22 protein-coding genes and 1 pseudogene are annotated in these 23,864 nt (G+C 71.4%); 16 read left to right on the top strand and 7 right to left on the bottom strand.

All coding sequences use genetic code 11. The annotated features are described in order from the left end of the window. Window positions 1-186 precede the first annotated feature (186 nt). From ACZ4WS_RS18255 to ACZ4WS_RS18215, 9 genes are all read left to right on the top strand, one after another. On the top strand, window positions 187-873 hold the full coding sequence (locus ACZ4WS_RS18255) for a 2OG-Fe dioxygenase family protein (protein ID WP_467981510.1): 687 nt from the start codon (window positions 187-189) through the stop codon (window positions 871-873). Window positions 874-877: 4 nt separating this feature from the next. Next, window positions 878-1,654 carry a class I SAM-dependent methyltransferase gene (locus ACZ4WS_RS18250; RefSeq protein ID WP_467981508.1) on the top strand — a complete coding sequence of 259 codons (777 nt, stop codon included), beginning with the start codon at window positions 878-880 and terminating at the stop codon, window positions 1,652-1,654. Continuing rightward, entirely contained in the window at window positions 1,651-2,931 is a 1,281-nt protein-coding gene (locus ACZ4WS_RS18245) for a diaminopimelate decarboxylase family protein (RefSeq protein ID WP_467981506.1), read from the top strand. The genes ACZ4WS_RS18250 and ACZ4WS_RS18245 overlap by 4 nt, the downstream gene beginning before the upstream one ends. After that, window positions 2,928-4,187, top strand: a complete 1,260-nt coding sequence (locus ACZ4WS_RS18240) for an MFS transporter (RefSeq protein ID WP_467981504.1) — start codon at window positions 2,928-2,930, stop codon at window positions 4,185-4,187. The genes ACZ4WS_RS18245 and ACZ4WS_RS18240 overlap by 4 nt, the downstream gene beginning before the upstream one ends. Beyond that, window positions 4,184-5,464, top strand: coding sequence for an ATP-grasp domain-containing protein (locus ACZ4WS_RS18235; RefSeq protein ID WP_467981502.1), 1,281 nt, complete (start codon window positions 4,184-4,186; stop codon window positions 5,462-5,464). Before ACZ4WS_RS18240 ends, ACZ4WS_RS18235 begins: the two co-directional genes overlap by 4 nt. Continuing rightward, window positions 5,461-6,576: a GNAT family N-acetyltransferase gene (locus ACZ4WS_RS18230; RefSeq protein WP_467981501.1), complete on the top strand. Its 1,116-nt coding sequence runs from the start codon at window positions 5,461-5,463 to the stop codon at window positions 6,574-6,576. Before ACZ4WS_RS18235 ends, ACZ4WS_RS18230 begins: the two co-directional genes overlap by 4 nt. Then, complete coding sequence (locus ACZ4WS_RS18225; RefSeq protein WP_467981499.1) at window positions 6,539-7,078, top strand: GNAT family N-acetyltransferase; 540 nt, start codon at window positions 6,539-6,541, stop codon at window positions 7,076-7,078. The genes ACZ4WS_RS18230 and ACZ4WS_RS18225 overlap by 38 nt, the downstream gene beginning before the upstream one ends. A gap of 117 nt (window positions 7,079-7,195) precedes the next feature. After that, window positions 7,196-7,498, top strand: coding sequence for a DUF4229 domain-containing protein (locus tag ACZ4WS_RS18220; RefSeq protein ID WP_467981498.1), 303 nt, complete (start codon window positions 7,196-7,198; stop codon window positions 7,496-7,498). 60 nt (window positions 7,499-7,558) lie between these two features. Beyond that, window positions 7,559-8,206 carry a TetR/AcrR family transcriptional regulator gene (locus ACZ4WS_RS18215; RefSeq protein WP_467981496.1) on the top strand — a complete coding sequence of 216 codons (648 nt, stop codon included), beginning with the start codon at window positions 7,559-7,561 and terminating at the stop codon, window positions 8,204-8,206. On the opposite strand, the gene ACZ4WS_RS18210 is transcribed toward ACZ4WS_RS18215, so the two are convergent. Next, a complete protein-coding gene (locus ACZ4WS_RS18210; RefSeq protein WP_467981494.1) occupies window positions 8,195-9,088 on the bottom strand; it encodes a MaoC family dehydratase in 894 nt (297 codons plus the stop codon). The two genes, ACZ4WS_RS18215 and ACZ4WS_RS18210, sit on opposite strands and share 12 nt — an antisense overlap. 589 nt (window positions 9,089-9,677) lie before the next feature. Between ACZ4WS_RS18210 and ACZ4WS_RS18205 the strand changes: the two genes are divergently transcribed. Next, window positions 9,678-11,540, top strand: a complete 1,863-nt coding sequence (locus ACZ4WS_RS18205) for an AMP-dependent synthetase/ligase (protein WP_467981693.1) — start codon at window positions 9,678-9,680, stop codon at window positions 11,538-11,540. Window positions 11,541-11,677: 137 nt separating this feature from the next. Then, window positions 11,678-11,836, top strand: coding sequence for a hypothetical protein (locus tag ACZ4WS_RS18200; protein ID WP_467981492.1), 159 nt, complete (start codon window positions 11,678-11,680; stop codon window positions 11,834-11,836). Window positions 11,837-11,849: 13 nt separating this feature from the next. Here the strand turns inward: ACZ4WS_RS18200 and ACZ4WS_RS18195 are convergent, their stop codons facing one another. Further along, a complete protein-coding gene (locus ACZ4WS_RS18195) occupies window positions 11,850-12,176 on the bottom strand; it encodes an AzlD domain-containing protein (protein ID WP_467981491.1) in 327 nt (108 codons plus the stop codon). Then, window positions 12,173-12,862 carry an AzlC family ABC transporter permease gene (locus ACZ4WS_RS18190; protein ID WP_467981489.1) on the bottom strand — a complete coding sequence of 230 codons (690 nt, stop codon included), beginning with the start codon at window positions 12,860-12,862 and terminating at the stop codon, window positions 12,173-12,175. The genes ACZ4WS_RS18195 and ACZ4WS_RS18190 overlap by 4 nt, the downstream gene beginning before the upstream one ends. Window positions 12,863-12,930: 68 nt before the next feature. Between ACZ4WS_RS18190 and ACZ4WS_RS18185 the strand changes: the two genes are divergently transcribed. Next, window positions 12,931-13,512, top strand: coding sequence for a helix-turn-helix domain-containing protein (locus ACZ4WS_RS18185; RefSeq protein ID WP_467981487.1), 582 nt, complete (start codon window positions 12,931-12,933; stop codon window positions 13,510-13,512). Between the two features lie 105 nt (window positions 13,513-13,617). On the opposite strand, the gene ACZ4WS_RS18180 is transcribed toward ACZ4WS_RS18185, so the two are convergent. Further along, window positions 13,618-13,821, bottom strand: coding sequence for a cold-shock protein (locus ACZ4WS_RS18180; RefSeq protein WP_003998944.1), 204 nt, complete (start codon window positions 13,819-13,821; stop codon window positions 13,618-13,620). Between the two features lie 343 nt (window positions 13,822-14,164). On the opposite strand from ACZ4WS_RS18180, the gene ACZ4WS_RS18175 reads away from it, so the two are divergent. Continuing rightward, the gene (locus ACZ4WS_RS18175; RefSeq protein WP_467981485.1) at window positions 14,165-15,013 is read left to right on the top strand and encodes a menaquinone biosynthetic enzyme MqnA/MqnD family protein; all 849 of its coding nucleotides are present in this window, start codon (window positions 14,165-14,167) and stop codon (window positions 15,011-15,013) included. An 85-nt stretch (window positions 15,014-15,098) separates the two neighbouring features. Next, the gene (locus tag ACZ4WS_RS18170) at window positions 15,099-16,907 is read left to right on the top strand and encodes a serine/threonine-protein kinase (RefSeq protein WP_467981483.1); all 1,809 of its coding nucleotides are present in this window, start codon (window positions 15,099-15,101) and stop codon (window positions 16,905-16,907) included. Here ACZ4WS_RS18170 and ACZ4WS_RS18165 read toward each other — a convergent pair. Then, complete coding sequence (locus ACZ4WS_RS18165; protein ID WP_467981482.1) at window positions 16,900-17,526, bottom strand: hypothetical protein; 627 nt, start codon at window positions 17,524-17,526, stop codon at window positions 16,900-16,902. The two genes, ACZ4WS_RS18170 and ACZ4WS_RS18165, sit on opposite strands and share 8 nt — an antisense overlap. Window positions 17,527-17,651: 125 nt before the next feature. On the opposite strand from ACZ4WS_RS18165, the pseudogene ACZ4WS_RS18160 reads away from it, so the two are divergent. Continuing rightward, window positions 17,652-17,831 (top strand): annotated as a pseudogene (locus ACZ4WS_RS18160) (serine/threonine-protein kinase); the annotation flags it as partial. 49 nt (window positions 17,832-17,880) lie between these two features. Here ACZ4WS_RS18160 and ACZ4WS_RS18155 read toward each other — a convergent pair. Next, window positions 17,881-22,485 (bottom strand): FtsK/SpoIIIE domain-containing protein, encoded by a 4,605-nt coding sequence (locus ACZ4WS_RS18155; RefSeq protein WP_467981480.1) that lies wholly within the window; start codon window positions 22,483-22,485, stop codon window positions 17,881-17,883. Between the two features lie 255 nt (window positions 22,486-22,740). Here ACZ4WS_RS18155 and ACZ4WS_RS18150 point away from each other — a divergent pair, with 255 nt between their 5' ends. Beyond that, window positions 22,741-23,046, top strand: a complete 306-nt coding sequence (locus ACZ4WS_RS18150) for a WXG100 family type VII secretion target (RefSeq protein WP_467981478.1) — start codon at window positions 22,741-22,743, stop codon at window positions 23,044-23,046. A 65-nt stretch (window positions 23,047-23,111) separates the two neighbouring features. Here the strand turns inward: ACZ4WS_RS18150 and ACZ4WS_RS18145 are convergent, their stop codons facing one another. Beyond that, complete coding sequence (locus ACZ4WS_RS18145) at window positions 23,112-23,807, bottom strand: hypothetical protein (RefSeq protein WP_467981476.1); 696 nt, start codon at window positions 23,805-23,807, stop codon at window positions 23,112-23,114. Window positions 23,808-23,864 lie beyond the last annotated feature (57 nt).

The raw sequence follows: 23,864 nt of genomic DNA, 5'->3' as shown, positions 1-23,864 counted from the left end.
CACACTTCCCACAAGCCCCCGGCCGACGCCGGGGGCTTGTCGCGTTTGCCTCGCGTGTCGTCACGGTGGAATCAAAGCTCCCGGAAACCTCGAATTAACACGCAGACATCTACGCGTGTTGACTGCGCTGACTACAGTCTTGATCCCTCGTCAACCAGCTGATCCAGAAGGGGAGTTGGACGCAGCATGGGACTCAACGCACAAGGGTTCACGATCTTCGACATTCCGGCGCTGGACGAGGAGGCGCTGGCGGAGTTCGCGAAGCTTCCGCTCGACAAGTACACGGGGTCTCGGCAGCGCTACCGCCGCTACTCGCAGTTCCGGCTGACGCACGAGGAAAGCTGGACGCCGGAGCTGCTGCCGCACCGGGAGTTCGCGCAGGCGCGTGAGTACAACCCGCTCGTCGGCGGCCAGGCGCGTGGCTTCGAGCCGCTCACCGTCGTACCGACAGCGCTGATCTCCGCCGCCGCCGAGGCCATCGGGCTCGACCGGGACGCGGCCTGGCAGCTCAACGTGCACCAGGTACGCATCGTCTCCGCCCCCGGCGTCAAGGGCGTCGCCGTGCCCGAGGGCCCGCACCGCGACGGCCACCACTACACCGTCACCGCGGTCAGCCGCCGTCACAACATCGGCGGCGGCGAGACCCAGCTGATGCCGCCGGGCGGCGGCGAGCCGTTCTTCCGTACGGTGCTGCGGCCGGGGCAGGCCATCGCGCTCAACGACCGCGAGATGTTCCACCACGCCACCGACATCGAGCACCTCGACGAGAGCGGCGGGCTGCGCGATGTGTGGCTGATCGCCGTGAATCCGTGGGAGGAGCGGCGGTACGGGGAGGAGTGGGAGGCGAAGGTCCTCCAGGAGCAGCGGGCGTAGCGCGATGGGGGCCGAGGTCCTGCTGGAGCAGGCCGCGCTCTACGACCGGATCGGCGTCGGCTACGCGGGGGTGCGCCGGCCCGATCCGCGCTGGGCCGCGCTGATCCGGGCCGCCGTCGGGGACGCGCGCAATGTCATCAACATCGGCGCGGGCGCGGGTTCGTACGAGCCCGAGGACGTGCCGCTGCTCGCGGTGGAACCGTCGGCGGCGATGCGCGCCCAGCGTCCGCCCGGTGCCGCGCCCTGTCTGATCGGACGGGCCGAGGAACTGCCCTTCGACACCGGGCAGTTCGATGTCGCGCTCGCCGTGCTCACCGTGCACCACTGGACGGATCTCGCCGCCGGGGTCGCCGAACTGCGGCGGGTGGCACGGCGGTTCGGGGTCGTCACCTACGACATGGCGGTGCAGCGCGACTTCTGGCTGACCCGGGAGTACCTGCCGGAGATCGCCGAGGCGGAGGAGTCCCGGGTGCCGCCGCTGCCGCACCTCACGGAGCTGCTGGGTGTGCCGGTCGACGTTCAGGTCCTGCCCGTGTGGCACGACTTCACCGACGGTTTCATGACCGCCTTCTGGCGGCGGCCCCGCGCCTATCTCGACCCCGCCCGCCGCCGCTCCTGCTCCGCGTTCGCGCTGACCGACGGGGACGCGGTGCGGCGGGGCGTCGGGCGGCTGCGCGAGGACCTGGAGTCCGGGGCGTGGGCGCGGCGGCACGCCGGGCTGCTCGAACTGGACCGTATCGACGCCGGGTTCCGGCTGATCACAGGGGGGAGTGGCCGATGACCGGCGTCGCCGGGGGCTGGGACGGGGAGCGGCTCGCGGAGATCGCGGGGCGGTACGGCACCCCCGTGCACGTCCTGGACATCGCGCGGGCCGAGCGGGCCGCGGACGACCTGCTGGCCGCGCTCGGCACTCTCGCGCGGCCGGGGCGGGCGTACTACTCGGTCAAGACCAACTACCTGCCGTATCTGTGCGAGCGGTTCGCGGCGCGCGGTCTCGGCGCGGACGTGGTGTCCGGGTACGAGCTGCGGGCCGCGCTGCGCGCCGGGTTCGCGCCGGAGGACATCGTCTTCAACGGGCCGGTGAAGACGGAGGACGAACTCGCTCTGGCCGTACGGGAGTCGGTGCGCGTCAACATCGACGGCGAGCACGAGGTCGCGGCGCTGGAGCGGGCGGCGGCGTCGGCCGGGGTGCGGGCGGAGGTCGGGCTGCGGCTGTTTCCCGGGCTGCCCGTCGCCACGTCCGCCGACCCGGCGTTCGTGGCGCGGGCCGAACGGATCGCCGTACGGGGGAGGTTCGGCTGGCCGACCGGTTCACGGGAGCTGGAGCGCGTCGTGCGGGCCGTCCGCGCGGCCCCGCATCTGCGGCTGACCGCCGTCCACGCGCATCTCGGCAGCCAGATCGTGTTCCCGGAGCTGCTGCTCGCGGCCCTCGACCCGGTGCTGGCCGAGGCGGCGCGGCTCGGGGTACGGGAGGTCAACATCGGCGGCGGCTTCGGCGTGCCCGGGATTCTCCGGCCGCGCGGCAGCGACCGCTCACCCGGCCCGGGACTCGACCCGGCGGCCTTCCTCACCGCCGTCGACAAAAGGATGGCCGAACTCGGCCTGGCGGACACGGTGTTGGCGTGCGAGCCCGGGCGCCTCCTCGTCTCCGACGCGATGTGCCTGGTCACCCGCGTGATGTCCCGCAAGGAACTCCCCGGCTCCCGCTGGCTGATCCTCGACGCCGGCCACCACATCGCGCCCTGGACCGGCACGGGCGAGGTCCACCGCTTCCAGCCGGTCGGCCGCGACTTCTCGCCGGACCTCGTCCCCTGGTCCCTGGCGGGCCCGCTCTGCTACGAGGCGGACATCCACGCCCCGGACTCCGACCTGCCGGCCGACCTGGACGTGGGCGACCTGCTGGTGATGCACGACTCGGGCGCGTACGCGCTGGGCCGCAGCAACAACTTCATCCGGACGCGGGCGGGGGTGGTCGCCGTCGAGGGGGAGCGGGCGGACGTGGTGTGGCGGGCGGAGACGGACGAGGACGTGTTCCGGTTCGCGGAGGTCCCCGCATGAGCGCGGGGCCCCGCAGGAGCGGGCTCGTCGCGCGCTACGCCGAACTCCTCCGCCTCCCCGGTGCCCGGGACGCCGTCGTCTTCGCCGCCTGCGCGCGGCTCGCCGTGACCATGGTGCCGGTGGCGCTGCTGCTCGCCGTGGTGGAGACGGGACGGTCGTTCGGCGTGGCCGGCGGTGCGGCGGGCGCGTACGCCGTGGGCAGCGCGTGCGGGCAGCCGGTCGCCGGGCGGCTGATGGACCGGGCGCGGGCCACGACCGTGCTCCGCGTGCTCGGCACCGCGGTCTACGTGGCCCTGCTCGGCACGGCGTACGCCGCCGGGAACGCCCCCGTCGCCGTGCTGTTCGGGTGCGCGCTGATCGCGGGAGCCACCGCCCCGCCCGTCGGCGCCTCCATGCGCGCGCTGTGGCCGAGGCTCACCGACGACGAGGAGCTGCGGCAGCGGGCGTACTCCTTCGAGGCCACGCTGACCGAGTTCCTGTTCATCGCGGGGCCCTCGCTGATCACCCTGCTGGCGGCGACCATCGGCGCCCGGAAGGCGCTGCTGGCCGCCGCGGTGGTGATGGCCGTGGGCGCGTGGACGTACGCGCGGACACCCGCCGTACGGAACCTGCGCCCCACGCCCGCCGCCGCCACCGCCGCCGCCCGCCGGCCGCGCAGACCCGTCGCCGCGCTCACCGTCCTCACCGCCATCGGCCTGACCGCCGCCCTCTCCAGCGCGCTGGCCGTCGCGGTCACCGCGCTGCTGGACGACGCGGGGTCGCCGACCGCGCTCGCCGGGGTGCTGCTCGCGTCGCAGTCGGCGGGCAGCGTGGTGGGCGGCCTGGTGTACGGGGCGCGGCTGCGGCCGGGGACGACGTACGCCCGTTACGTACGGCTGCTCGTGGTCCTCACCGTCGGCCTCGCCCTGCTGCCGCTTGCCGCGCTGGCGCACGGCACCGTCGCCGTCGTCGTGCTCGCCGTGCTGCTGGTGGGCAGCGGTGCGCCCATCGCGCCAGCCGGAGCCGAGGAGTTCCAGCTCATCGGCGACATGACCGAGGACGGGCGGATGACCCAGGCCTTCGCGGGCGTGGGCAGCTTCATCCAGGCCGGGAGCGCCGCCGGGTCCGCGGCGGCGGGCGTCGTCGCGCAGCACCTCGGCGCCTCGCCCGCGCTGCTGATGCCCGCCGCGTGCACGGCGCTCGCCCTCGTCCTCGTCGGCGCCGCCCGGCGTCCCATCGCGGCGGCGACAACCCCGTTGGAAAGGAACTCCGCATGAGCCCTGAAGCCACCCCTGTCATCGCGGTCATCGAGAGCCAGCTCTCCGACTTCGGGCTCACCCCGCTGCGCGCCGCCCACGAACTCGGCTACCGCGCCGTCCTGGTGAGCAACGACCCCGACCGCTACCGGGCCGTCTCCACCGCCGACGAGGTGTACGCGAAGTACATCGACGGCATCCTCACCGCCGACACCAACTCCGTCGAGGCCGTGATCGAGGCGCTCACCCCCTTCCACGCCGACGGCGCCCTGCGCGGCGTGATGACGGTGACGGACTACAACATCCCGATCGTCGCCCGACTCGCCGCCCACTTCGGGCTGCCCGGCATGGACGTGGACGCGGCCGCCGCCTGCCGCGACAAACTCGTCCAGCGCGAGAAGATGCGCGCCGCCGACGTCGCCGTACCGCGCTTCACGCAGGCCGTGACCGAGGCGGACGCGCTCGCCGCCGCAAAGGAGTTCGGGCTGCCGGTGGTGGTGAAGCCGATGACCGAGTCGGCGAGCATCGGCGTCAGCCTGTGCCGCACGCCGGCGGAGGTCGCCGCCGCCCACCACGCCATCGCCTCCGTACCGCTGAACTTCCGCGGCCAGCCGCGCCGCCCCGGCGCGCTCGTCGAGGAGTACCTGATCGGCTACGAGCTGAGCGCCGAGATCGTGTACGACGGGACGGAGCACCGGGTCATCGGCCTCACCGACAAGGCGCTGGGCCCCCACCCGTACTTCGCCGAGCTGGGCGAGATCTTCCCGTCCGTGCTCTCGGAGCCGGTGCGGACGGCCTGTTCGGACCTCGCGATACGCGCCCTGCGCGCCGTCGGCCATGACTTCGGCGCCGCGCACGTCGAGGTCAAGGTCACCCAGGACGGCCCGTACATCGTGGAGATCAACGGGCGGATGGCGGGCGCCGAGATCCCCCGCCTGATCATGGAGTCCACCGGCATCCACATGCAGCGCGAGGTCACCCTCCTCCACGCGGGCCGCCCCGCCGGCCTCACCCCGACCCAGTCCCGCGCCGCCGTCTCCCGCTACCTCACCGCGTCGACGGCAGGCGTGCTGGCCGGGGTCGAGGGCGCGGAGCTGGCCCGCCGGGTCCCGGGCGTCGTCGCCGTCATCCTCCACCCCAAGAACGGCAAGCCCGTCAAGCCCGCGCAGAGCAACCTCGACTACCTCGGCACGGTGGTCGCCACCGCCGACACCGCGGGCGACGCCCTGCGCTGCGCGGACGCGGCGCTCGGCCAGCTGACCCCGGTGGTCGTCGCCGGAGCGGAGGGGTCCGCGTGAAGGTACGGATCCAGCGCAGCCCGTACGGTCTGGACGCCGCCTGGGACGCCGGTTTCGGCGCCCGCGCCTTCTTCTCCGCGACCCCGTGGCTGAGGCACGCGTATGCCACGGCGGCGACCGCGCCGTACTACTTCACGGCGCACCGGGGCGACGACCTGCTTGCCGCGCTCCCCGCCCACCCTCTCGAAGCCGATGCGCCGTACGTCTTCTGCCGCCCCGATTTCGTGCTCGGGCGCCGTTATGACGTGCCCTGGGCGGAGGATCTGATGCCCGCGCTGGCGCTCGGCGGGCGGAATCCCTCGCACGGGAAGGCGGCCGCCGTGGACGGGGGCGCGCTGCGGGCGGTGCTCGACGCCGCCGAGGAGCGGGCGCGGGAGGACGGCATGCGGTCCGTGTGCTTCCTGTATGCCGACGAGGACGACGACCTGCTTCGGGCGGCCCTCGCCGGGGCCGGATACATGGACCTGCCGTTCGAGACGACGTACTCCCTCGACGTGCCGTCCGCGGCCGAGGGCGGCTTCGACGCCTACCGGGCGCGCTTCGGGCGCGAGACGCGGCGCCGGATCCGACGGGACCTGCGGGCGATGGACGCGGCGGGCGTGACGTACCGCCTGCGAGGGCTGAGCGAGGGCCTCATCGACGAGATCGCCCCGCTCGAACTCAACCTGTACGCCAAGTACGGCACCCCCGCCGACGCGGACGCCTTCCGCCGCGTCCTGCACAGCATCGCGCGGCACACCGGCGACACCGTCCGCGTGCTCACCGCCGAGCTCGACGGACAGCGCGCCGGCTTCGTCCTCTTCTTCACCCACCGCGGCGAGATGTACGCCCGCCAGACCGGCTACGACTACGCGGTCAAGGGAGACGTCCCCCTCTACTTCGGCCTCCTCTATTACGAGCTGCTCCAGCTAGCCGTCGCCGAGGGCGTCACCGCGATCCACTACGGCACCGGTTCGGGGGACGTGAAGCTGTCGCGCGGGTGCGTGGGGCGGGTGCAGCTGGCGTATGTGAAGGCGTTCGACCCGGTCACGGCGGGCCGGGTGGCGGAGCTTAGGCTCGTTGACCATGGAGCAGATGACGTTGCTGACCGGGGAGCTGACCTTCCGGCTTGACCCCGAGATCACGCCCGCGTTCCTCGACGAGCTGACCCGGCTGTGGGCGGACGTCAGCAACGCGGGCGGCGCGGTCGGCTTCCCGGACCTCCCGGTGACGTACGACGACGTACGCCCGGACACCGAACGTTACGCGGGCACGCTCGCCGAGGGCCGCCACCGTGTGCTGGCCGGGCTCGACGGCGCCGGACGGCTGCGCGCCACCGCCTTCCTCGGTTTCAACACGCACCGGCTCCAGCACCACTGGGCCTGGCTGACCACGGTCATGGTCGACCCGTCGCTCCAGCGCGGCGGCCACGGCCGGGCGCTTCTCGCCGCGGCCGAGGAGCACGCCCGCGCGCTGGGCCTGGAGGCCCTGAAGCTGACCTGCCGGGGCGGGCTGGGCCTGGAGCACTTCTACGCCTCCTGCGGTTACAAGGAGGTGGGCCGGGTGCCCGGGGGACTGCGGGTCTCCGCGGACGACTACCGCGACGACATCATGATGTGGCTCTCGCTGGACTGATACGGCCCCCGCTGGACTGATACGGCCCCCGTGCAAGATCGCCGCCCGGGCGTGCTTCACTGGACGGTGCCCTTTGGGAACGTTCGAAACGGATTCGGAACGGAAGAGTGGATTGACATGGGCCGCTACACGCTGATGCGCCTTGGGATCTTCGCGGGCTGCCTCGTGGTCGTCTGGGGCCTCGTCTACTCCGGTATCGCCCCGCGCGGACTCGGTGACTCCAACTACATGTGGGTCGTCCTGCTCTCCCTGCTGATCTCCGCACCCATCAGCTTCGTCGTCCTGCGCAAGGAGCGCGACCGTGCCTCGGCCCAGGTCGTCGCGCGCGTGGACCGCATGAAGGCCAACCTGGAGAGCAACCGCAGCCAGGAGGACATCGCGGACGACAGCGCGCGCGGCGCGCAGGGCCAGACCTCGTAACACCCCTCGGAGTACTCCTCCCGGCACGGCCCGGCGGCGGCCGATCGTACGCTTGCCCGCATGGGTGCTGTGAAGAACAAGCGGATGCCGCGTGCGGTGCGCGAACAGCAGATGCTGGACGCCGCCGTACGGACCTTCGGGCAGCGGGGGTACCGGGCCGCGTCGATGGACGAGATCGCTGATCTGGCGGGCGTGTCCAAGCCGTTGGTGTACCTGTACCTCAACTCGAAGGAAGACCTCTTCACCGCCTGCATCCGGCGCGAGGCCCAGGCGCTCACCGCGGCCGTGCGCGCGGGCGTCCAGCCCGGACTGCCCGCCGACCGTCAACTCTGGGAAGGGCTGCGGGCGTTCTTCACGCACACCGCCGAGAACCCCGACGGCTGGGCGGTACTGCATCTCCAGGCCCGTACGCACGGCGAGCCGTTCGCGGCCGAGGTCTCCGCGATGCGCGAGGAAATCGTCGTGTTCGTCACGCAGTTGATCGTCGTCGCCGCCCGTGAGGCGCACCGCGATCCGTCCTTGCCCGAGCGCGAGGTCGCCGGGCTCGCCGAGGCGCTGGTCGGCGCCGCCGAGTCCCTGGCCGCCTGGGCCAACGCCACCCCCGGCGTCTCCGCCAAGCAGGCCGCCGCGACCCTGATGAACTTCGCCTGGGCGGGCCTGGGCGACCTCATGGAGGGCCGCCCCTGGTCCCCGCCGTCAGGCGGCTGAAGACCTCACGTCGCCGGTGACGTGCACCCTGTCTCCTCCGCGCAGCTCGAAGGCGGGACCTTCGGCGGCGTAGGTGACGGTGCCCGGCAGAAGAACGGGAGCCTTGAACTCGGCGCGCACCGTCACCGCGTCCTGCGGGCCGTACTCGGCGAGGCAGCGCGCGACGGTCCACATGCCGTGCGCGATGGCCCGGGGGAAGCCGAAGAGGCGGGCGGTGAGCGGGTACAGGTGGATGGGGTTGCGGTCGCCGGAGGCGGCTGCGTAACGGCGTCCTACGTCTTCGGCGAGGCGCCATTCGGCCTGCTCGGCCTGCTCGGCCTGCTTGGAGTGCTTGGTGTGCTCGGCCAGGTCGGCCAGGTCGGCCCGTTCGGTTTGTTCCGCTCGCTCCGCCGCGGGGGCCCCGGTCGTCTTGTGCCGTGCGAGATACGTACTTCTCGACTCCCACACGAGCCCGCCACCCGCCCGCACCTCCGTCACCACGGTCGCCTCGGTGCCCCGCCGGTGCGGCGCCAACCCCTCGACGTGCACGCCGAGTTCGTACTCCGCTGTGGCGGCAAGCTCTCTGTGCTGCGTGACTTCGATCGAGGTGTGGACCAGCCCGAGCAGCGGCAGCGGAAACGCGCGGCTCGCCATGATCCGCATGGCCAGCGGAAATCCGAGGACGTGCGGGTACGTGACGGGCAGCGCGTCGGCGCCGGTCGCGAACCCGCAGACGCGCTCATAGGCGGCGAGCCGAGCGAGGTCGACGCGTACGCAGGGGAGGACGAGCCGGGCCGGGGGGACGGCGGCGTCGGGGCGGGGCCGCTTGAGGGGGGAGAGGAGGGCGCCGCGGGTGAGGAGGGAGGTGAGGGCGGGGGGTTTGGTGAGGGTGAGGGTGTGCACGGGAGGCCTCCAGCTGCGGGGCGTGAGATCTTTTAGCCCGTCCGGCGTTTGAGGACGAGGCCGTTCAGGCCGATACGGAGGTCTGGGGGGCGGAGCCCCCAGGGACGATGAGGGTTCCCCAACTCCCCTTCCAGGGCGGGCCGTTCAGCCGACCAGCGATGCAGTGCAGATAGCGGTCGGCCATGGTCCAACTCCCAGCTCGGACGTAAATTTACTCCCGAGTAAGGTTACCCAGGGTAAGGCTACGTCACCAGCCCGTCCGGCGTTTGAGGGCGAGGCCGTTCAGGCCGATAGCGGGAGTCTGGGGGCGCAGCCCCCAGGGACGGGAAGGGTAGGGGCGGCGGGGGCGAAAAAACCCAAGATACCCGGGGTAACTCGCACCGCGCCCGCCCCAAAGACCCACAAACCCCACACGCGGGCACCGTACGATCCGCTGTCTCACCCGGTTGCCGGCGCCGTCCCCACCGCCCGCATGAACCCCCCACCTGCCAGGCCCGTATGAGGATTCGCGCCCTCAGCCACCCGCCCTGGCCCCCGGCAGACAAGGAGCCGCCCCGTGTCCAGCCTGTACTCCCCCGAACCTCCGCTCATGGAGCCCGAGATCAGGCGGCTGGACGGCGTCGTACGCGAGGTGTCCATGCCGCCGCTGGTCGCCACGGTGACGCACGGCTCCCTCGCGGACATCCCGTTCGACAACGCGGCCGAGGCTCCACACGAGGCGGTCCTCAGCAGGAAGACACCGGACGGCGGCTGGACGGACGTGACCGCGGCCGAGTTCGCCGCGCAGGTCCTGGCGGTGGCGAAAGGGCTGATCGCGGAAGGCCTGGTCCCGGGCGACCGCATCGCCATCATGGCGCAGACGACGTACGAGTGGACGCTCCTCGACTTCGCCGCCTGGGCCGCGGGCCTCGTCACGGTGCCCGTCTACCCCACCTCGTCCGTCTTCCAGACCCGTTGGATCCTCCAGGACTCGGGAGCCGTCGCCCTCGCCACGGAGACCGTCGCGCAGGCGTCGGCGCTCGGCCCGGAACTCGACCGGATCCCGGACCTGCGGCACATGTGGGTCTTCGAGAAGGGCCACGTGGAGCGGCTGGCCGAGCTGGGCCAGGACATCCCGGACCAGGAAGTCGCCGTACGGCGCGGGGTGCTGGGCCCCGACACACTCGCCACCCTCATCTACACCTCGGGCACGACCGGCCGCCCCAAGGGCTGCGTCCTCACCCACGGCAACTTCTTCGCCGAGGTCGACAACGCGGTCGAGCTGCTCTACCCGATCTTCAAATCCCGCACCCAGGACCCTGCGTCCACCCTCCTCTTCCTCCCCCTCTCGCACGTCTTCGGGCGGATGGTCGCGGTCGCCTGTCTGCGCGCACGGGTGAAACTGGGCCACGCGCCGAGCCTCCAGACCGAAGATCTGCTCGCGGACCTCAAGTCCTTCAAACCGACCTTCCTGCTGGCCATCCCGTACGTCCTGGAGAAGGTCTTCAACACGGGCCGCGCGACGGCCGAACGCATGGGCCGCGGCTCGTCCTTCGACCGGGCGGCGGGCATCGCGCGGAAGTACGGCGAGGCGGTGGAGGCCCGCCAGCACGGCACGGGTCCGGGGCCGAGCCGCAGTCTGCGCGCCGCCCGTGCCCTCTACGACCCGCTCGTCTACCGGCGCATCCGCAACGCCCTCGGCGGCAGGGTCCGTTACGCGATCTGCGGGGGCTCCCCGCTCGGCCGTCGCCTCGCCGCGTTCTACGCGGGCGCCGGCATCGAGATCTTCGAGGGGTACGGACTGACGGAGACGACCGCCGCCGCGACGGTCACGCCTCCCGTCAAACCCCGGCTGGGGACGGTGGGCTGGCCGCTCCCGGGCACGCGGGTGCGCATAGCGGGCGACGGGGAGGTCCTGCTGAGCGGCGGTCAGCTCTTCCGCGGCTACTGGGACCCGCACGCGGGCGGCGTGGTCGACGCGTCCCCGGACGGCTGGTTCGCGACCGGCGACATCGGAGAGCTGGACGACGGGGGTTACCTGACCATCACCGGTCGCAAGAAGGAAATCCTGATCACGGCGGGCGGCAAGAACGTCGCCCCCGCGCCCATGGAGAACTGGCTCCGCTCCCACCCCCTGATCGCCCAGTGCATGGTGCTGGGCGACCGCCGCCCGTACGTCACCGCCCTCTTCACCCTCGACCCCGAGGGCATCACCCACTGGCGCCAGATGAACGGCAAACACGCCGTCCCCGCCGAACTCCTCGCCGACGACCCGGAGCTGCGTTCCATCCTCCAACGCGCCGTCGACGAGGCCAACAAACTCGTCTCCCGCCCGGAGTCCATCCGCCGCTTCACCGTCCTCCCCGTGGACTTCACGGAGGAGGCGGGCCACCTGACCCCCTCCATGAAGCTCAGGAGGACGGCGATCGAACGGGACTTCAGCAGGGCGATCGAGGGGTTGTACGAGAGGTAGGGCGGGCCGTAGCCGTAGCCGTAGCCGCCGTTGCTGTTGTCAGCAGGAGACAGCACGGTCGACATCGGGCATCTCTCCCCGGAGGAACTGGCCGACCTGCCGCGTCGCCTGGACAGCAGCGACCAGGGAGGCGGACGGTGCCGCCCTGCGTGGAGTACGCGCTCATCGAACTCGGTGTGGAGGTCGGCCAGTTGGCCGGCCCCATCGCCGAGTGGTCCTTCGCGCACGCGACGCAGATCCTCGCGGCCCGCACGGACTTCGACACCCGCGAGGCCGCGCCTCCGCAACCCCTGTAGAGCCCCGGCCCGGCTAGGCCACCCCGGCCGCCCGCAGCACCGCCGTCGTGGCGGCCGCCCCCAGCACCGCCACCACGAACGGCGCCCTGCGCCACGCCAGCACCCCGCCGACCAGCACTCCGGCCGGCCGAGCCCATCCCGCGAAGCCGCCGGTCTCGGTCAGGGCGCCGGTGGCGAGGAGGGCCACCAGCAGGACCACCGCCCCGGTGGACAGCAACCGCTGCACTCGTGCGGGGAGTTCGACCCGCCCGTGCAGGACGGGACCCACCAGCCGGAAGGCGTACGTCCCGGCCGCCAGGGCCAGGATGGCGACGACGGTCGGGTCGACGGCGGGGTTCATGACGCCGTCCCGAGGGCCAGCAGTCCGGTCAGCGCCAGCAGCACCGGTACCCCGACCGGGACGAAGGGCGTCACCGCCAGCGCCACCGCCGCTCCGGCGAGCGCGGACCGTCGTACGCCCGCGTCCTCGCGCAGCGCGGGCAGCACCAGCGCCACCAGGACCGCGGGGAACGCCGCGTCGAGGCCGTACGTTCCGGTGTCGCCGAGCGCGCTACCGGCCAGGGCGCCGCACAGGACGCAGAGGTTCCAGGTCACGTACAGGCCGAGACCGGAGATCCAGAAGGCTGCCCGCCGCCGCCCGGGGTCGGGCTGGGCGAGGGCGAAGGCGACCGTCTCGTCGGTGATGAGGTGGGCGCCGATCAGCCGGGCGGCGCGCCCGCGCCCGATGACGTCGGCGACGGCGAGGCTGAAGGCGGCCGTACGTGTGTTGAGCAGCAGGCCGGTGGCCGCCGCGGCGAACGGCCCGCCCCCGGCCAGCAGAATGCCGACCGCGCTGAACTGGGCGGAGCCCGCGTACACCACCAGCGACATCACCACCGGCACCCAGACGGGCAGCCCGCCCGCGACGGCGATGGCTCCGAACGAGACGCCGACGACCCCGCCGGCGAGGCAGACGAGGGCCACGTCCCGAAGCAGTTCCGGGTCGTGCGCGACAGGGGATGTGGGTGTTCGGAGAGGCGAACGCATGTTTTCTACAATGAACAGTGAGTGCCGTGTTCGTCAACGCGAACGATCGTACCGATGGAGCGAACGAAGTGACCGATGCCGAAACGGCTGGCGGCCCCCCGTCCCGCCTTCCCCTCGACTGGATCGCCGCATCCCTGCGCCGCGAACGCACCCGCGCCGGGCTCTCCCTCTCCGAGCTGGCCAAACGCGCCGGCATCGCGAAGTCCACGCTGTCGCAACTGGAGTCGGCGAGCGGCAACCCGAGCGTGGAGACGCTGTGGGCGCTGGGCGTGGCGCTCGGCGTACCGTTCAGCGCGCTGGTGGAGCCGCCCGCCCCGGCGGTCCAGGTGATCCGCGCGGGTGAAGGGCCGACGGTCCAGTCCGACCGGGTCGACTACGCGGCGACCCTGCTGTCGGCGAGCCCGCCGGGTGCCCGCCGGGACATCTACCACCTGCGGATGGAACCGGGCGCCGCCCGGGAGTCGGATCCGCACATCCCGGGCACGGTGGAGCACCTCGTCGTGAGCACGGGGCGGGTGCTGGCGGGCCCGCGGGGCGAGGCGGTCGAGCTCGGTCCCGGCGACTACATGTCGTACCGCGGGGATGTGGCGCACGCGTACGAGGCGCTGGCGCCCGGCACGACGTTCGTTCTGGTCATGCAGCACGTGTAGCGGGCGCGGGGCAAAGGCAGGAGCCCCGCGACCGGCTGGCGCGGGGCTCCTTGGGTACTGCGATCGGTTCCAGATCAAAGCATTGGGCTCATGGAGCCCGCAGGCTTAGACCGGGGTGACGTTCTCCGCCTGCGGGCCCTTCGGACCCTGCGTGACGTCGAAGGAAACCGCCTGGTTCTCTTCGAGAGAGCGGAATCCGCTCGCGTTGATCGCGGAGTAGTGGACGAAGACGTCCGGGCCGCCGCCTTCCTGGGCGATGAAACCAAAGCCCTTTTCGGCGTTGAACCACTTCACGGTTCCGGTAGCCATAAGCCCTCCTTGGGCCCAAAGGGTTGCCCTGCTCCAGAACCTGCGATTGTAAAAACAACTGCATACGTCTGAAAACGACGAGAGCCTGCGGTTACATGCTCCGCAGGCTCTGTACTGCAAGGGAAACCAAACTGCAACTTGCGGCGAGCTTAGCACTCGGGCAGCCGAAAGCAATAGAGGGCAAGATCACGTCACCCGGATGTTTGACCCCGGTCGGGGCTGGGTTGACGTCGCGGTGTCGACTCGCTGTCAAAAGGGTTGACACGACAGGGCGGGAGGGTTTCTGAAACCACTCGAGGACCCTGGAGCATGCACCGTACCGCATGGGGGCTAGCCTCGCGATGTGGACAATTCTCGCAACCGGCCGCGCGTCGGCCACATCCAGTTCCTGAACTGCCTGCCCCTGTACTGGGGGCTCGCGAGAACGGGCACGCTCCTCGACTTCGACCTCACCAAGGACACCCCCGAGAAGCTCAGCGAGAGACTGGTGCGGGGCGACCTCGACATCGGGCCCATCACGCTCGTCGAGTTCCTCAAGCACGCCGACGAGTTGGTCGCCTTCCCCGACATCGCGGTCGGCTGCGACGGCCCCGTGATGTCCTGCGTGATCGTCTCGCAGGTCCCGCTGGACCAGCTGGACGGCGCCCGGGTCGCCCTCGGCTCGACCTCGCGCACCTCCGTGCGCCTGGCGCAGCTGCTGCTGGCCGAGAAGGTCGGCGTCCAGCCGTCGTACTACACGTGCCCGCCCGACCTCAGCCTGATGATGCAGGAGGCCGACGCCGCCGTACTCATCGGTGACGCGGCACTGCGCGCCAACCTCCTCGACGGCCCGAAGTTCGGCCTGGAGGTGCACGACCTCGGCACGCTCTGGAAGGAGTGGACGGGCCTGCCGTTCGTCTTCGCGGTCTGGGCGGCCCGCCGCGACTACCTGGAGCGCGAGCCGGTCGTCACCCGCAAGGTGCACGAGGCGTTCCTCGCCTCCCGGGACCTCTCCCTCGACGAGGTCGGCAAGGTCGCCGAGCAGGCGGCGCGCTGGGAGGCCTTCGACGAGACGGTCCTGGAGCAGTACTTCACGACGCTCGACTTCCGCTTCGGCGGCCCGCAGCTGGAGGCCGTACGGGAGTTCGCGCGCCGGGTCGGTTCGACCACCGGGTTCCCGACGGATGTGACGGTGCGGCTGCTGGAGCCCTGAGCTCCGGGCGCGTGCGGCCGTACGGAACTACCCTGCTGGGCAGTGCGTCCAGTGCGTACGGGGGAGGGAAGAGCCAGTGGGGGCCATGCAGCCGCTCGGAGTCGACGAACCCACTGCCGTGGGGCCCTACCGGCTGCTCGGCCGGCTGGGCTCCGGCGGCATGGGGCGGGTGTATCTGGGCCGCAGTGCGGGCGGCCGTACGGTCGCGGTCAAGATCGTGCACCCGCACTTCGCGCTCGACGAGGAGTTCCGCGCCCGCTTCCGTCGCGAGGTCGAGGCCGCGCGGCGGGTCGGCGGCGCCTGGACGGCGCCGGTCCTGGACGCGGACCCGGAGGCGTCGGTGCCGTGGGTCGCGACCGGGTACGCGGCCGGTCCCTCGCTCGCGTCCGCCGTCGCGGACAGCGGTCCGCTTCCGCTCCCTTCCGTACGAGTCCTCGGCGCGGGCCTCGCCGAAGCGCTCTCCGCGGTCCACGCGCTGGGTCTGGTCCACCGCGACGTCAAACCGTCGAACGTGCTGCTCACCCTCGACGGCCCCCTGCTGATCGACTTCGGCATCGCGCGGGCCACGGACGGCACGGCGTCGCTGACCTCCACGGGCGTCTCGGTCGGCTCCCCCGGCTACATGTCGCCCGAGCAGATCCTCGGCAAGGGGGTCACGGGAGCGGCGGACGTCTTCTCCCTCGGCGCGGTGCTGGTGTACGCGGCGACGGGCAAGCCGCCTTTCCCCGGTGACTCCTCCGCGTCCCTCCTCTACAAGGTGGTGCACGAAGAGCCCCAGCTCGGCGCTCTGGACGGCGCGTTGCGCGAGCTGGTGGCGGCCTGCCTGGCGAAGAACCCGGGCGGGCGGCCGGCTCCGGGCGAGCTGGCGGCCCGGCTGGCTCCGCAGGGCGCGGCCCGGCTGGTGACGGCGGGGTGGCTGCCGGGCGCCCTGGTGGAACAGGTGAGCCGAAGTGCCGTACAGCTGCTGAACCTTGAGGCGACGGAGGCGGCGCCTTCGGGGCCTGTGGCGTTCAGCAGTCCTTCGGTGCAGGCGGGTTCCGGGGCGGTGCAGGCGAGTTCAGGGGCGGTGGAAGCGGGTTCCGCGGGCGAGGGGGCGAGTTCCGGGGCCGGGGGAGCGGGTTCCGGGACTGAGGTGCCGGTGCCGGTGCCCGACGGGGTGTTCGGGCCGCCGCCCGTGATGCCCGCGATGCCCGCGTACCTCCCGGGACCGGGACCGGGACCGGGACCGGTACCGGGGCCGCGCGAGGTGAGCGCCGCACCTCAGGACCTCACACCCCCGCCCGCCGACCGCCCCGGCAAGGTCTCCGTCAGCGTGGCCGCGACCTCGGTCCCCGGGGCGAACGGCCGTGGCCGCAGGCTGAGTTGCACCGTCGCCCTGGCGGTCGCGGGAGCGCTGGCGGCGGTGACGGTGGGCTCGGCGTTCCTGTTCGACCTGCTGCCGGGCGACAACGCGTCCGGCAGCAAGGACACCACGGCGGGCGGCGCCCGGTCTCCCGCGCCCAGCGCCGGAGCGACGGACAACGACCCCCAGGGCAGCCCGCCCACCGTCCCCACCACCTACCTCGGCACCTGGGAGGGCGACGGCCTCGCCCTCGACGGCACCCTCCCCATGGGCACCTTCCGCGTCACCGTCCACCAGGCCGCCGTGGGCCAGGAGCTGGGCACCTTCCGCCAGACCGACCAGATCGGCGGCATCTGCGACGACGTACTCGTCCTGAAGCAGGTCACCAAGAAGCAGCTCGTCGTCACGAGCGTGGCCAAGAAGTCCAACCGTGACGTGTGCACGAAGGGCGAGCACGAGGTGCGGTTGACTCCCGTCGGGGACGACCTCAAGTACGAGACGGACAACTCGGAGGCGGGGGATCCGGTGGCTCGGATGTCGAAGGTCAAGTAGCCGAGGGCTCCGGGGCGTTGGCTGTCGCACCCTCGCGTGCGTCGGCGCGCCTGACGAGTACGAAGATCAGTGCTGCTGCGAGGATCAGCGTCGCGGCCAGGCCCACGGCCCAGACGTACGGATACTGCGCGTGGACCCAGCAGGAGCCGCCCTTGCTGTAGCACGCGTAGTCCCAGTCGCGACGGCGCTTGGGCCGCCAGGTCGCGAGGATGACGAACAGGAACAGCGTGCACGCCGCCAGTCCCGGAAGGGAAGCGGCGGCCCACGCGAGCGAACGGGCCTTGCTCTTCCTCCAGTTCATCCGTGTCAGCGGTGCGATCAGGGCGGCCAGGGCGAGGGGCACGGCGGCACCGACGCTGCCCGCGAAGGCGTATCCGCCGCCGGGCCAGCCGGGGGCGATGTCGCCCCAGATCGTGGGACCCCAGGTCTCCTCCGCGATGGCCAGGGCGACGAGTGCGGCGACGAAGGTGAGGACGACGAGCCAGGCGACGGCCACCCCCCGCTTCGACATCTTCTCCGTGGCCCGCTGCCACGACGATGGCCGCCGCTCCCGCGAGTGCTGGTACCGCAACGCGGCCGCCGCCGCCCTCCGCCGCTTCGGCTTGGCCGATCCACTCACGGTACCTACCCTCCTCGCCCGTCCCACCCGTTACTACTGTCTCTGCGATAGCGAACACCATCACACACACCGCGCGCACCACAACGGAACGCCAACTGAGCGCCGACAACGGGGAAGACCCGACCATGGAGACACTGCAGCCGGACGATCCGCGGGAGTTGGGCAGCTACCGGTTGCTGCGAAGACTGGGTGCGGGCGGCATGGGCCGGGTGTATCTGGCCCGTTCGCCCGGCGGACGCACGGTCGCGGTGAAGGTCGTACGGCCGGACCTGGCGGCGGACGGCGACTTCCGGCGCCGCTCCCGGGGTGCCCCGGGGTGCCCCGGGGCCGGACTCACGTCGGACGAACGTTGTCTCACATCGGCGTGGTGACCGTGATGTGCTCCCCGCTGCCGAGGTGCAGCATCCCCTTCCCGGGCGCGATGGGGCCCCCGACCATGCTCCGCGTCGTACGGATACCGATCAGCTCACCGGCCGACGAGTCCTGTGGCGACAGCAGAATTCCGCGGCGTGCCTTCTTCGCGTCGACCTGCCACCCGGAGAAGCCGTCGCAGATCTCCTCCTCGTCACCGGCGATGACAAGAGCCAGTCCGTCCTCGACGCCGCTTTGCAGGATGCGCTTGAAGACATCCTCGGCGTCGCAGTCGTCCAGCACCTCGGCGTCGTCGACCAGGACGACAATGGGTTGCTCCGGTGTTGCCGAGCCGATGGCTTCCTCGAGTTCGTCGTCCTCGATGTCACGGCCGGTGAAGACCTTCAGGACGCCGTCCTGGCCCTCCAGTTCGCGCAGTGGGGACTGGCGCGGCGCCGCGACGACCAGGCGTACGCCCTGCGCGAGGTAGGAACGCGCGAAGTTCAGCAGCACCGTGCTGCGTCCGGACTTGACGGGGCCGCCGATCACGAACGCCGGGACACCCTGGGCGAGATCGGGACCGAAGGCGGCGAGTTCGTCGCCGCCGACGCCGGCGAGGGCCCACAGCGGGGAAGCGGTCGTCTGCGGGTCGCGCAGGGCCCATGCGTCTGCGAAGGAGATCCGGCTCGGCAGGACGTCGACCCGGAACGGGCGTCGGGAGCGCGGGACTTCGGCGTCCCGTGCGGCCGCCGCGTCGCCGATCGCGACCAGCGCGGCGGCCTGGCCCTGACCGGTGGTGTCCTCGGAGAGCAGCGCGAACTGCGTCTCCGCGGCGGTCTCGTTGCGGAAGGCGCGGCCCGGCGGGATCTCCTCGGGGATCTTGCGGGCGTTGATGTCCAGCGTCGAGAAGTCGCCGCGGTCGGCGAGCCGCAGGCCGTACTTGTCCTCGGTGAGGGAGGAGATCCGCCCGACGAGGAGCTGGCGGTCACCGGTGATGACCGCGTGGACGCCGACGCTCGCGCCCTCGCGCATGATCGCCATGATCTGGTCGGTCAGGTCACCGTGGTTGTGTTCGCCGAGCGTGGGCAGCCAGCCCTCCCAGCGGTCGAGCAGCAGCACGATGTGCGGCAGCCGCTCGTCCTGAGAGGCCGCGGCTGCTCGCTGCTCGCCGATGTCGGCGTAGCCCTTGTCGGCCAACAGTTCCTGGCGACGGGTGAGTTCACCGGAGAGGCGGGCGAAGAGCCGTTCGATCCGCTCCAGTTGATTGCGTCCGACGACCGCGCCGCAGTGCGGCAGACGGGTCAGCGCGTTGAGAGCGCCGTTGCCGCAGTCGATGCCGTAGAGGTGGACGTCGGCCACCGAGTGCGTACGGGCCAGAGAACCGGCGATGGTGCGCAGCAGCTGCGAGCGGCCGGAGCGCGGGGCGCCGCCGACGATCAGGTGCCCGAAGGTGGCGAAGTCCACGGCTACCGGGCGGCGGGCCTGGTCGGCCGGCAGGTCCTCGATGCCGTACGGGGCCGCGGGCAGCGCCCCCTGGCTGCGGACCGCCGGGACGTCGTCCAGCAGCAGGGTCTCGTCCAGGGCGGGCAGCCACGGGGAGTGCTGGGCCGGGATGCCCAGTGCCTGATTGGCCTCCCGTACGGCGTCCACCAGCACCTTGAGGTCGGTGATCTCGTCGTCCTCGCGCGCCTCGGACTTGGGCTTGCTCAGCGCGGCACGCCCCAGGTCCTGCCAGGACAGCGGCCCGGCCCACGGCGCGAGCGCCTGCGGGTCGGCCGCTCCCGGCCGGCGGCCGCCGACGCGGCCGGACTGGAAGGGGATCAGGGAGGCGTGGCCCAGGCGGACGTAGGCACGACCGGGGGTGCTCTTGGAGATGTGGCCGGCCTCGGGCGCGTCAATGACGTCGGTCGACTCACCGGCATCGGTCACGCGCAGCGCGATGCGGAGGTTTGTGTTGGCGCGGATCTCGGGGGAGACGACACCGCTGGGCCGCTGGGTGGCGAGCAGCAGATGGATGCCGAGGGACCGGCCACGCTGGGCGATGTTGACCAGACCGGCGACGAAGTCCGGCAGGTCGCGGACCATCGACGCGAACTCGTCGATGACGATGAGCAGTCGGGGTACGGGGGGATGCGACGGATCCCGGCGCACCAGGTCCTGGTAGTCCTCGATGTCCTTGGCGTCGGCAGCGGCGAGGATGTGCTCGCGCCGTTTGAGCTCGGCGCCGAGCGACTCGAGCGCGCGCTCGACGAGGTGCGCGTCGAGGTCGGTGACCATGCCGACGGTGTGGGGGAGTTTGACGCAGTCCTTGAAGGCCGACCCACCCTTGTAGTCGACGAGCACGAACGTCATGTTCTCCGGCGTGTTGGCGACGGCGAGCGCGGCCACGATGGTCTGCAGCAGCTCCGACTTACCCGAACCGGTCGTACCGGCGATCAGGCCGTGCGGGCCGTCCTTGCGGAGGTCGATACCGAAGGGGCCGTCGTACGACTCACCGATGACGGCCATCGTCGACTGTCCGCCCATGCGCCAGCGGGCGGCGATGGCGTCGCGCGTCGGCGGCTCCAGTTGCAGCACGTCCAGCAGCCGGCTCGAGCCGGGCAGCGCGGAGTCCTCGGTCTCACCGCTGATGTCGCGCAGGGGGGACAGCGAACGGGACAGCCGTGCGCACCAGGCGGGCGAGACGAAGTCGGGCCGTACGCCGGTCCTGCGCCGGGCACCGCTCTGCTCGACCCGCAGCCGCAGCTCGGGAGCCTGTTCGGTGGCTTCGTGCGCCTGCTGGGCGGTCTGGTGCCAGGCGTGGAAGGAAGGGAAACCGCCCGCGGCGGGTTGCGGTGCTGTCGTCGACACGGCGGCGGGGTTGTCGTCGACGCGCCGCGGCTCGGCGATGACGACGGCCTGGCACTCGCCGGGCAGGAACCGCTCCTCCTCGTCCAGACAGATCGCGTACATGGCGACGGCCGGACCTTCCCGCAGCAGCCGTACGACACCCGGCATCGAGCGCAACCGACGGGAGCCGTCCCATACGACGACGATGTCCGGGTCGCTGAAGGACGCCGTCTTGTTGTTGTTCTCTTTGGCTGCCTTCTGACGGGCATCGAGCAGCTGGGTGAGCTCACCGACGCGTGCGCCCACGGTCTCGGAGTCCGTACCTATCAGGATGTTGACGTCCTGACCGCCCGACGGCCGGGCGTGCGGCAGCCAACGCACCCAGTCCCAGCGCGTGTTGGCATCGTTCTCGGTCAGCACGCAGAACTGCACGTCCATGGGGCTGTGCAGGACCGCGGTCTGGGCGACCGCCCACCGTCCCAGCGCCTGGGCGGAGTCGCCGGGCCCTGCGATGCCGATGACACCGAGGTCCTTGAGCGGCAGCGCGACGGGCGCGTCCTCGATGTACCAGGTGACCTTGCGCCGGTGCTCGTCCTGCTCCGGGTCGTCGAGGACGACCTCGGACGGGACCCGGCCGGTACCGACACGCAGAAGCAGATGGTCGGCGTCGGTGCGTCGGCGCTCCCACAGCCGGGTACGGGGCCCGGTACCGAAAGTGAGGGCGGCGGCGGGGTCGGGGATGGCCTGCCGCCGATCGGAGCGCTCGGTGGCCAGGGCGTCCTGGGCTTCCTTCTCGATCCGCTCCTTGTGCTCCTTGTGCTCCTTGGACTGCTTGGAGTGCGACTTGCGGCCGTGCTTCTTGTCCATGAAGTAGTTGCCGAAGAGCATGATCGGGCTCATCACAGCCATGATCAGGTAGTACCAGCGGCCGAACATCATCACCGAGACGACGGCACCGACGAGCGGGAACAGGGCCATGAGCCAGGGCAGCGGCCGTGCCTCGTACTCACCGGGCGGATTGGGCAGCGAGAACTGAGTCTTGCGCTCCGCCGGACGCAGCCGGGGCGGCCTGTTGTAGTCGAGCCCGACGCCGTCGTCCGACCACTTCAGGGCCGCGTTGGGCGGGGCGTACCCGATGATCTCCAGGAGGCTGTTGCCGAGGGCGAGTTGCGTGCCGAGGGACCAGGTGCCGCCGTCGAACGCCTCACCGTCGAGGCGGGGGGCGCGGGCGTCGGGCTCGCCGCTTCCTTCGGCCTTGCCGTCCTTCTTTCCCTTGCCGTCGTTCAAGTCCGCGCCGTGGAAGATGACTTGGCAGGTGCCGTCGATGGCGATCGACAAGGTGGCGGCGCGCTCGGCCAGTTCGGGATCGTCGATGCGGAGCTGCGCGGACGGGCCGCTGCCGATGTCGTACCGCCCCACACCGAGCCGGTGCACGGCACCGGCCGAGGGACCGCCGACCACGCGGAACTCCACGACACCGGTCGGCTCCCCGGGGAGGCAGCCCGCCGGATCGTGCAGGCTGACAACGGCTCCCTCCCGAAGCGGCGATCCGACGACGGTCGCGCTCGGGTCGAGGGGGTAGCCGTCGACGAATGCCTGCGGCGCCCCGCCGGGGCTTCGCTGACCCCCGATGGGGATGATCTGCGCACCGTCGCCCAGACCGACCTGCCGCGCCAACTCCCGGGCAATGTCGCCGACCGACGACTCCGGATCGGCGTCGAGCATCACGTCGGCGCTGGCACCGCCGATCGGGTCGACGACGGTCAGACTCAGGCGCACGTTCGTCCTCCTCGCTGGGCAGAGGCCGCCCCCGGAACGCTGAACACAGTGGAAGTGACCTTAGCCGCCCCACCTTTCCCTGCCGTAATGGGATGTGCACTCGCTTACGGTTCCGTCACACAACGGGGATGTGATCCCAACAGTCACCCCCGTAGGATCTTTGCTCGTGCGGACTGCCGGTGGACTACCGAGTGATCCGCACGACAGAGCCACGGGGGCAGGCCCTGCGGCGACCAAACGGGAGGGACAGCCGTCATGGGCAAAGGCAAAGACGCAGACCTTACTTATGCCGAGATGGAGAAGGTCGCTGGCGACCTTCTGAAGGACATGCACACCCTGGAAGACCAGATCAACTCGGTCGAAAAGCGGGTCAAGGCGCTGGTGGAGCAGGGCTTCACCACCCAGAAGGCCTCCGGGGCCTACGAGGACTCCATGCGGGACTTCGCCAAGGGCGCCGTGAAGACCATCCACGGCCTCCACGGCCTGTCCGAGTTCCTCAAGAAGGCCAAGCAGGCTTACGAGGACCTGGACCACCAGCTGGCCCAGAGCACCAAGGGCTGAGCTGGCGATCTCGGCCTGACTCGGGTGCGACGGGGCCTGTGTTGTGTCCCGTCGCACCCGCCGCTTCAGGCGTCGGTACCGCTGACCTCACTGGCCTGTGGGTGGCGCATCAGGTACTTGTGGAGATCACTGCGCCACTCCTCCGTGGTCAGGGTCAGCCAGGAGCCGTCAATGAAGTGGATACGCAGCTTGTTGCTCTCGTACGCGCCGAGCAAGGGGTCCTCGAGGACCGCCTCACCGGCGGGGATCTCGGCGACGATGCGCATGCGGTCCTCCCTGCGGACGGACACCCGCTTGGGCGGCGCGGCGAGCAGGATGCGGCCCTGGGCCAGCAGTACCAACCGTTGGTGGTGGGAGGAATGGCTGTACCAGCGAAGCAGGAACTGGGCGGCTGCCCCGTTCCAGTTGCCGTCGAAGGTCTTGTCGAGGCCGTGCTCGACGATGGCCTCGTCGCGCCGCTTGGTGTCGAGGTCCTCGGCGCGGGCGCGCTCGCGTTCCTCCTTCGTCGACAGGAGGCGCTTGAGGGCTTCCTCACCCGACGCGAGGAGGCTGAACAGCATGGCGATGGGCATCAGCGGCGCGACCAGCACGGCGCCGAGCATGCCGAGGGGCCTCAGGATCGCCGGTCGCAACGGCCCTGCTCCGGCGGCTCGATGAACGTCCGCGGGAGGCTCGGGAATCTTGCCGATCGTGCACCAGGCTCCGGCGTCCGGGGTGACGCCGAGGCGATTACGTATGGTGCGGTCGGTGCTCCTGGACAACCCGTCTCACCTTCCTCGCTGACTGCGGGACGAAGTCTCGCAGCAGTGTCTCATGTT

The sequence above is a fragment of the Streptomyces sp. NPDC029292 genome (assembly GCF_055569295.1).
The sequence above is the reverse complement of the archived record's forward strand: the minus strand, read 5'-3'. Positions and strand labels throughout refer to the sequence as shown.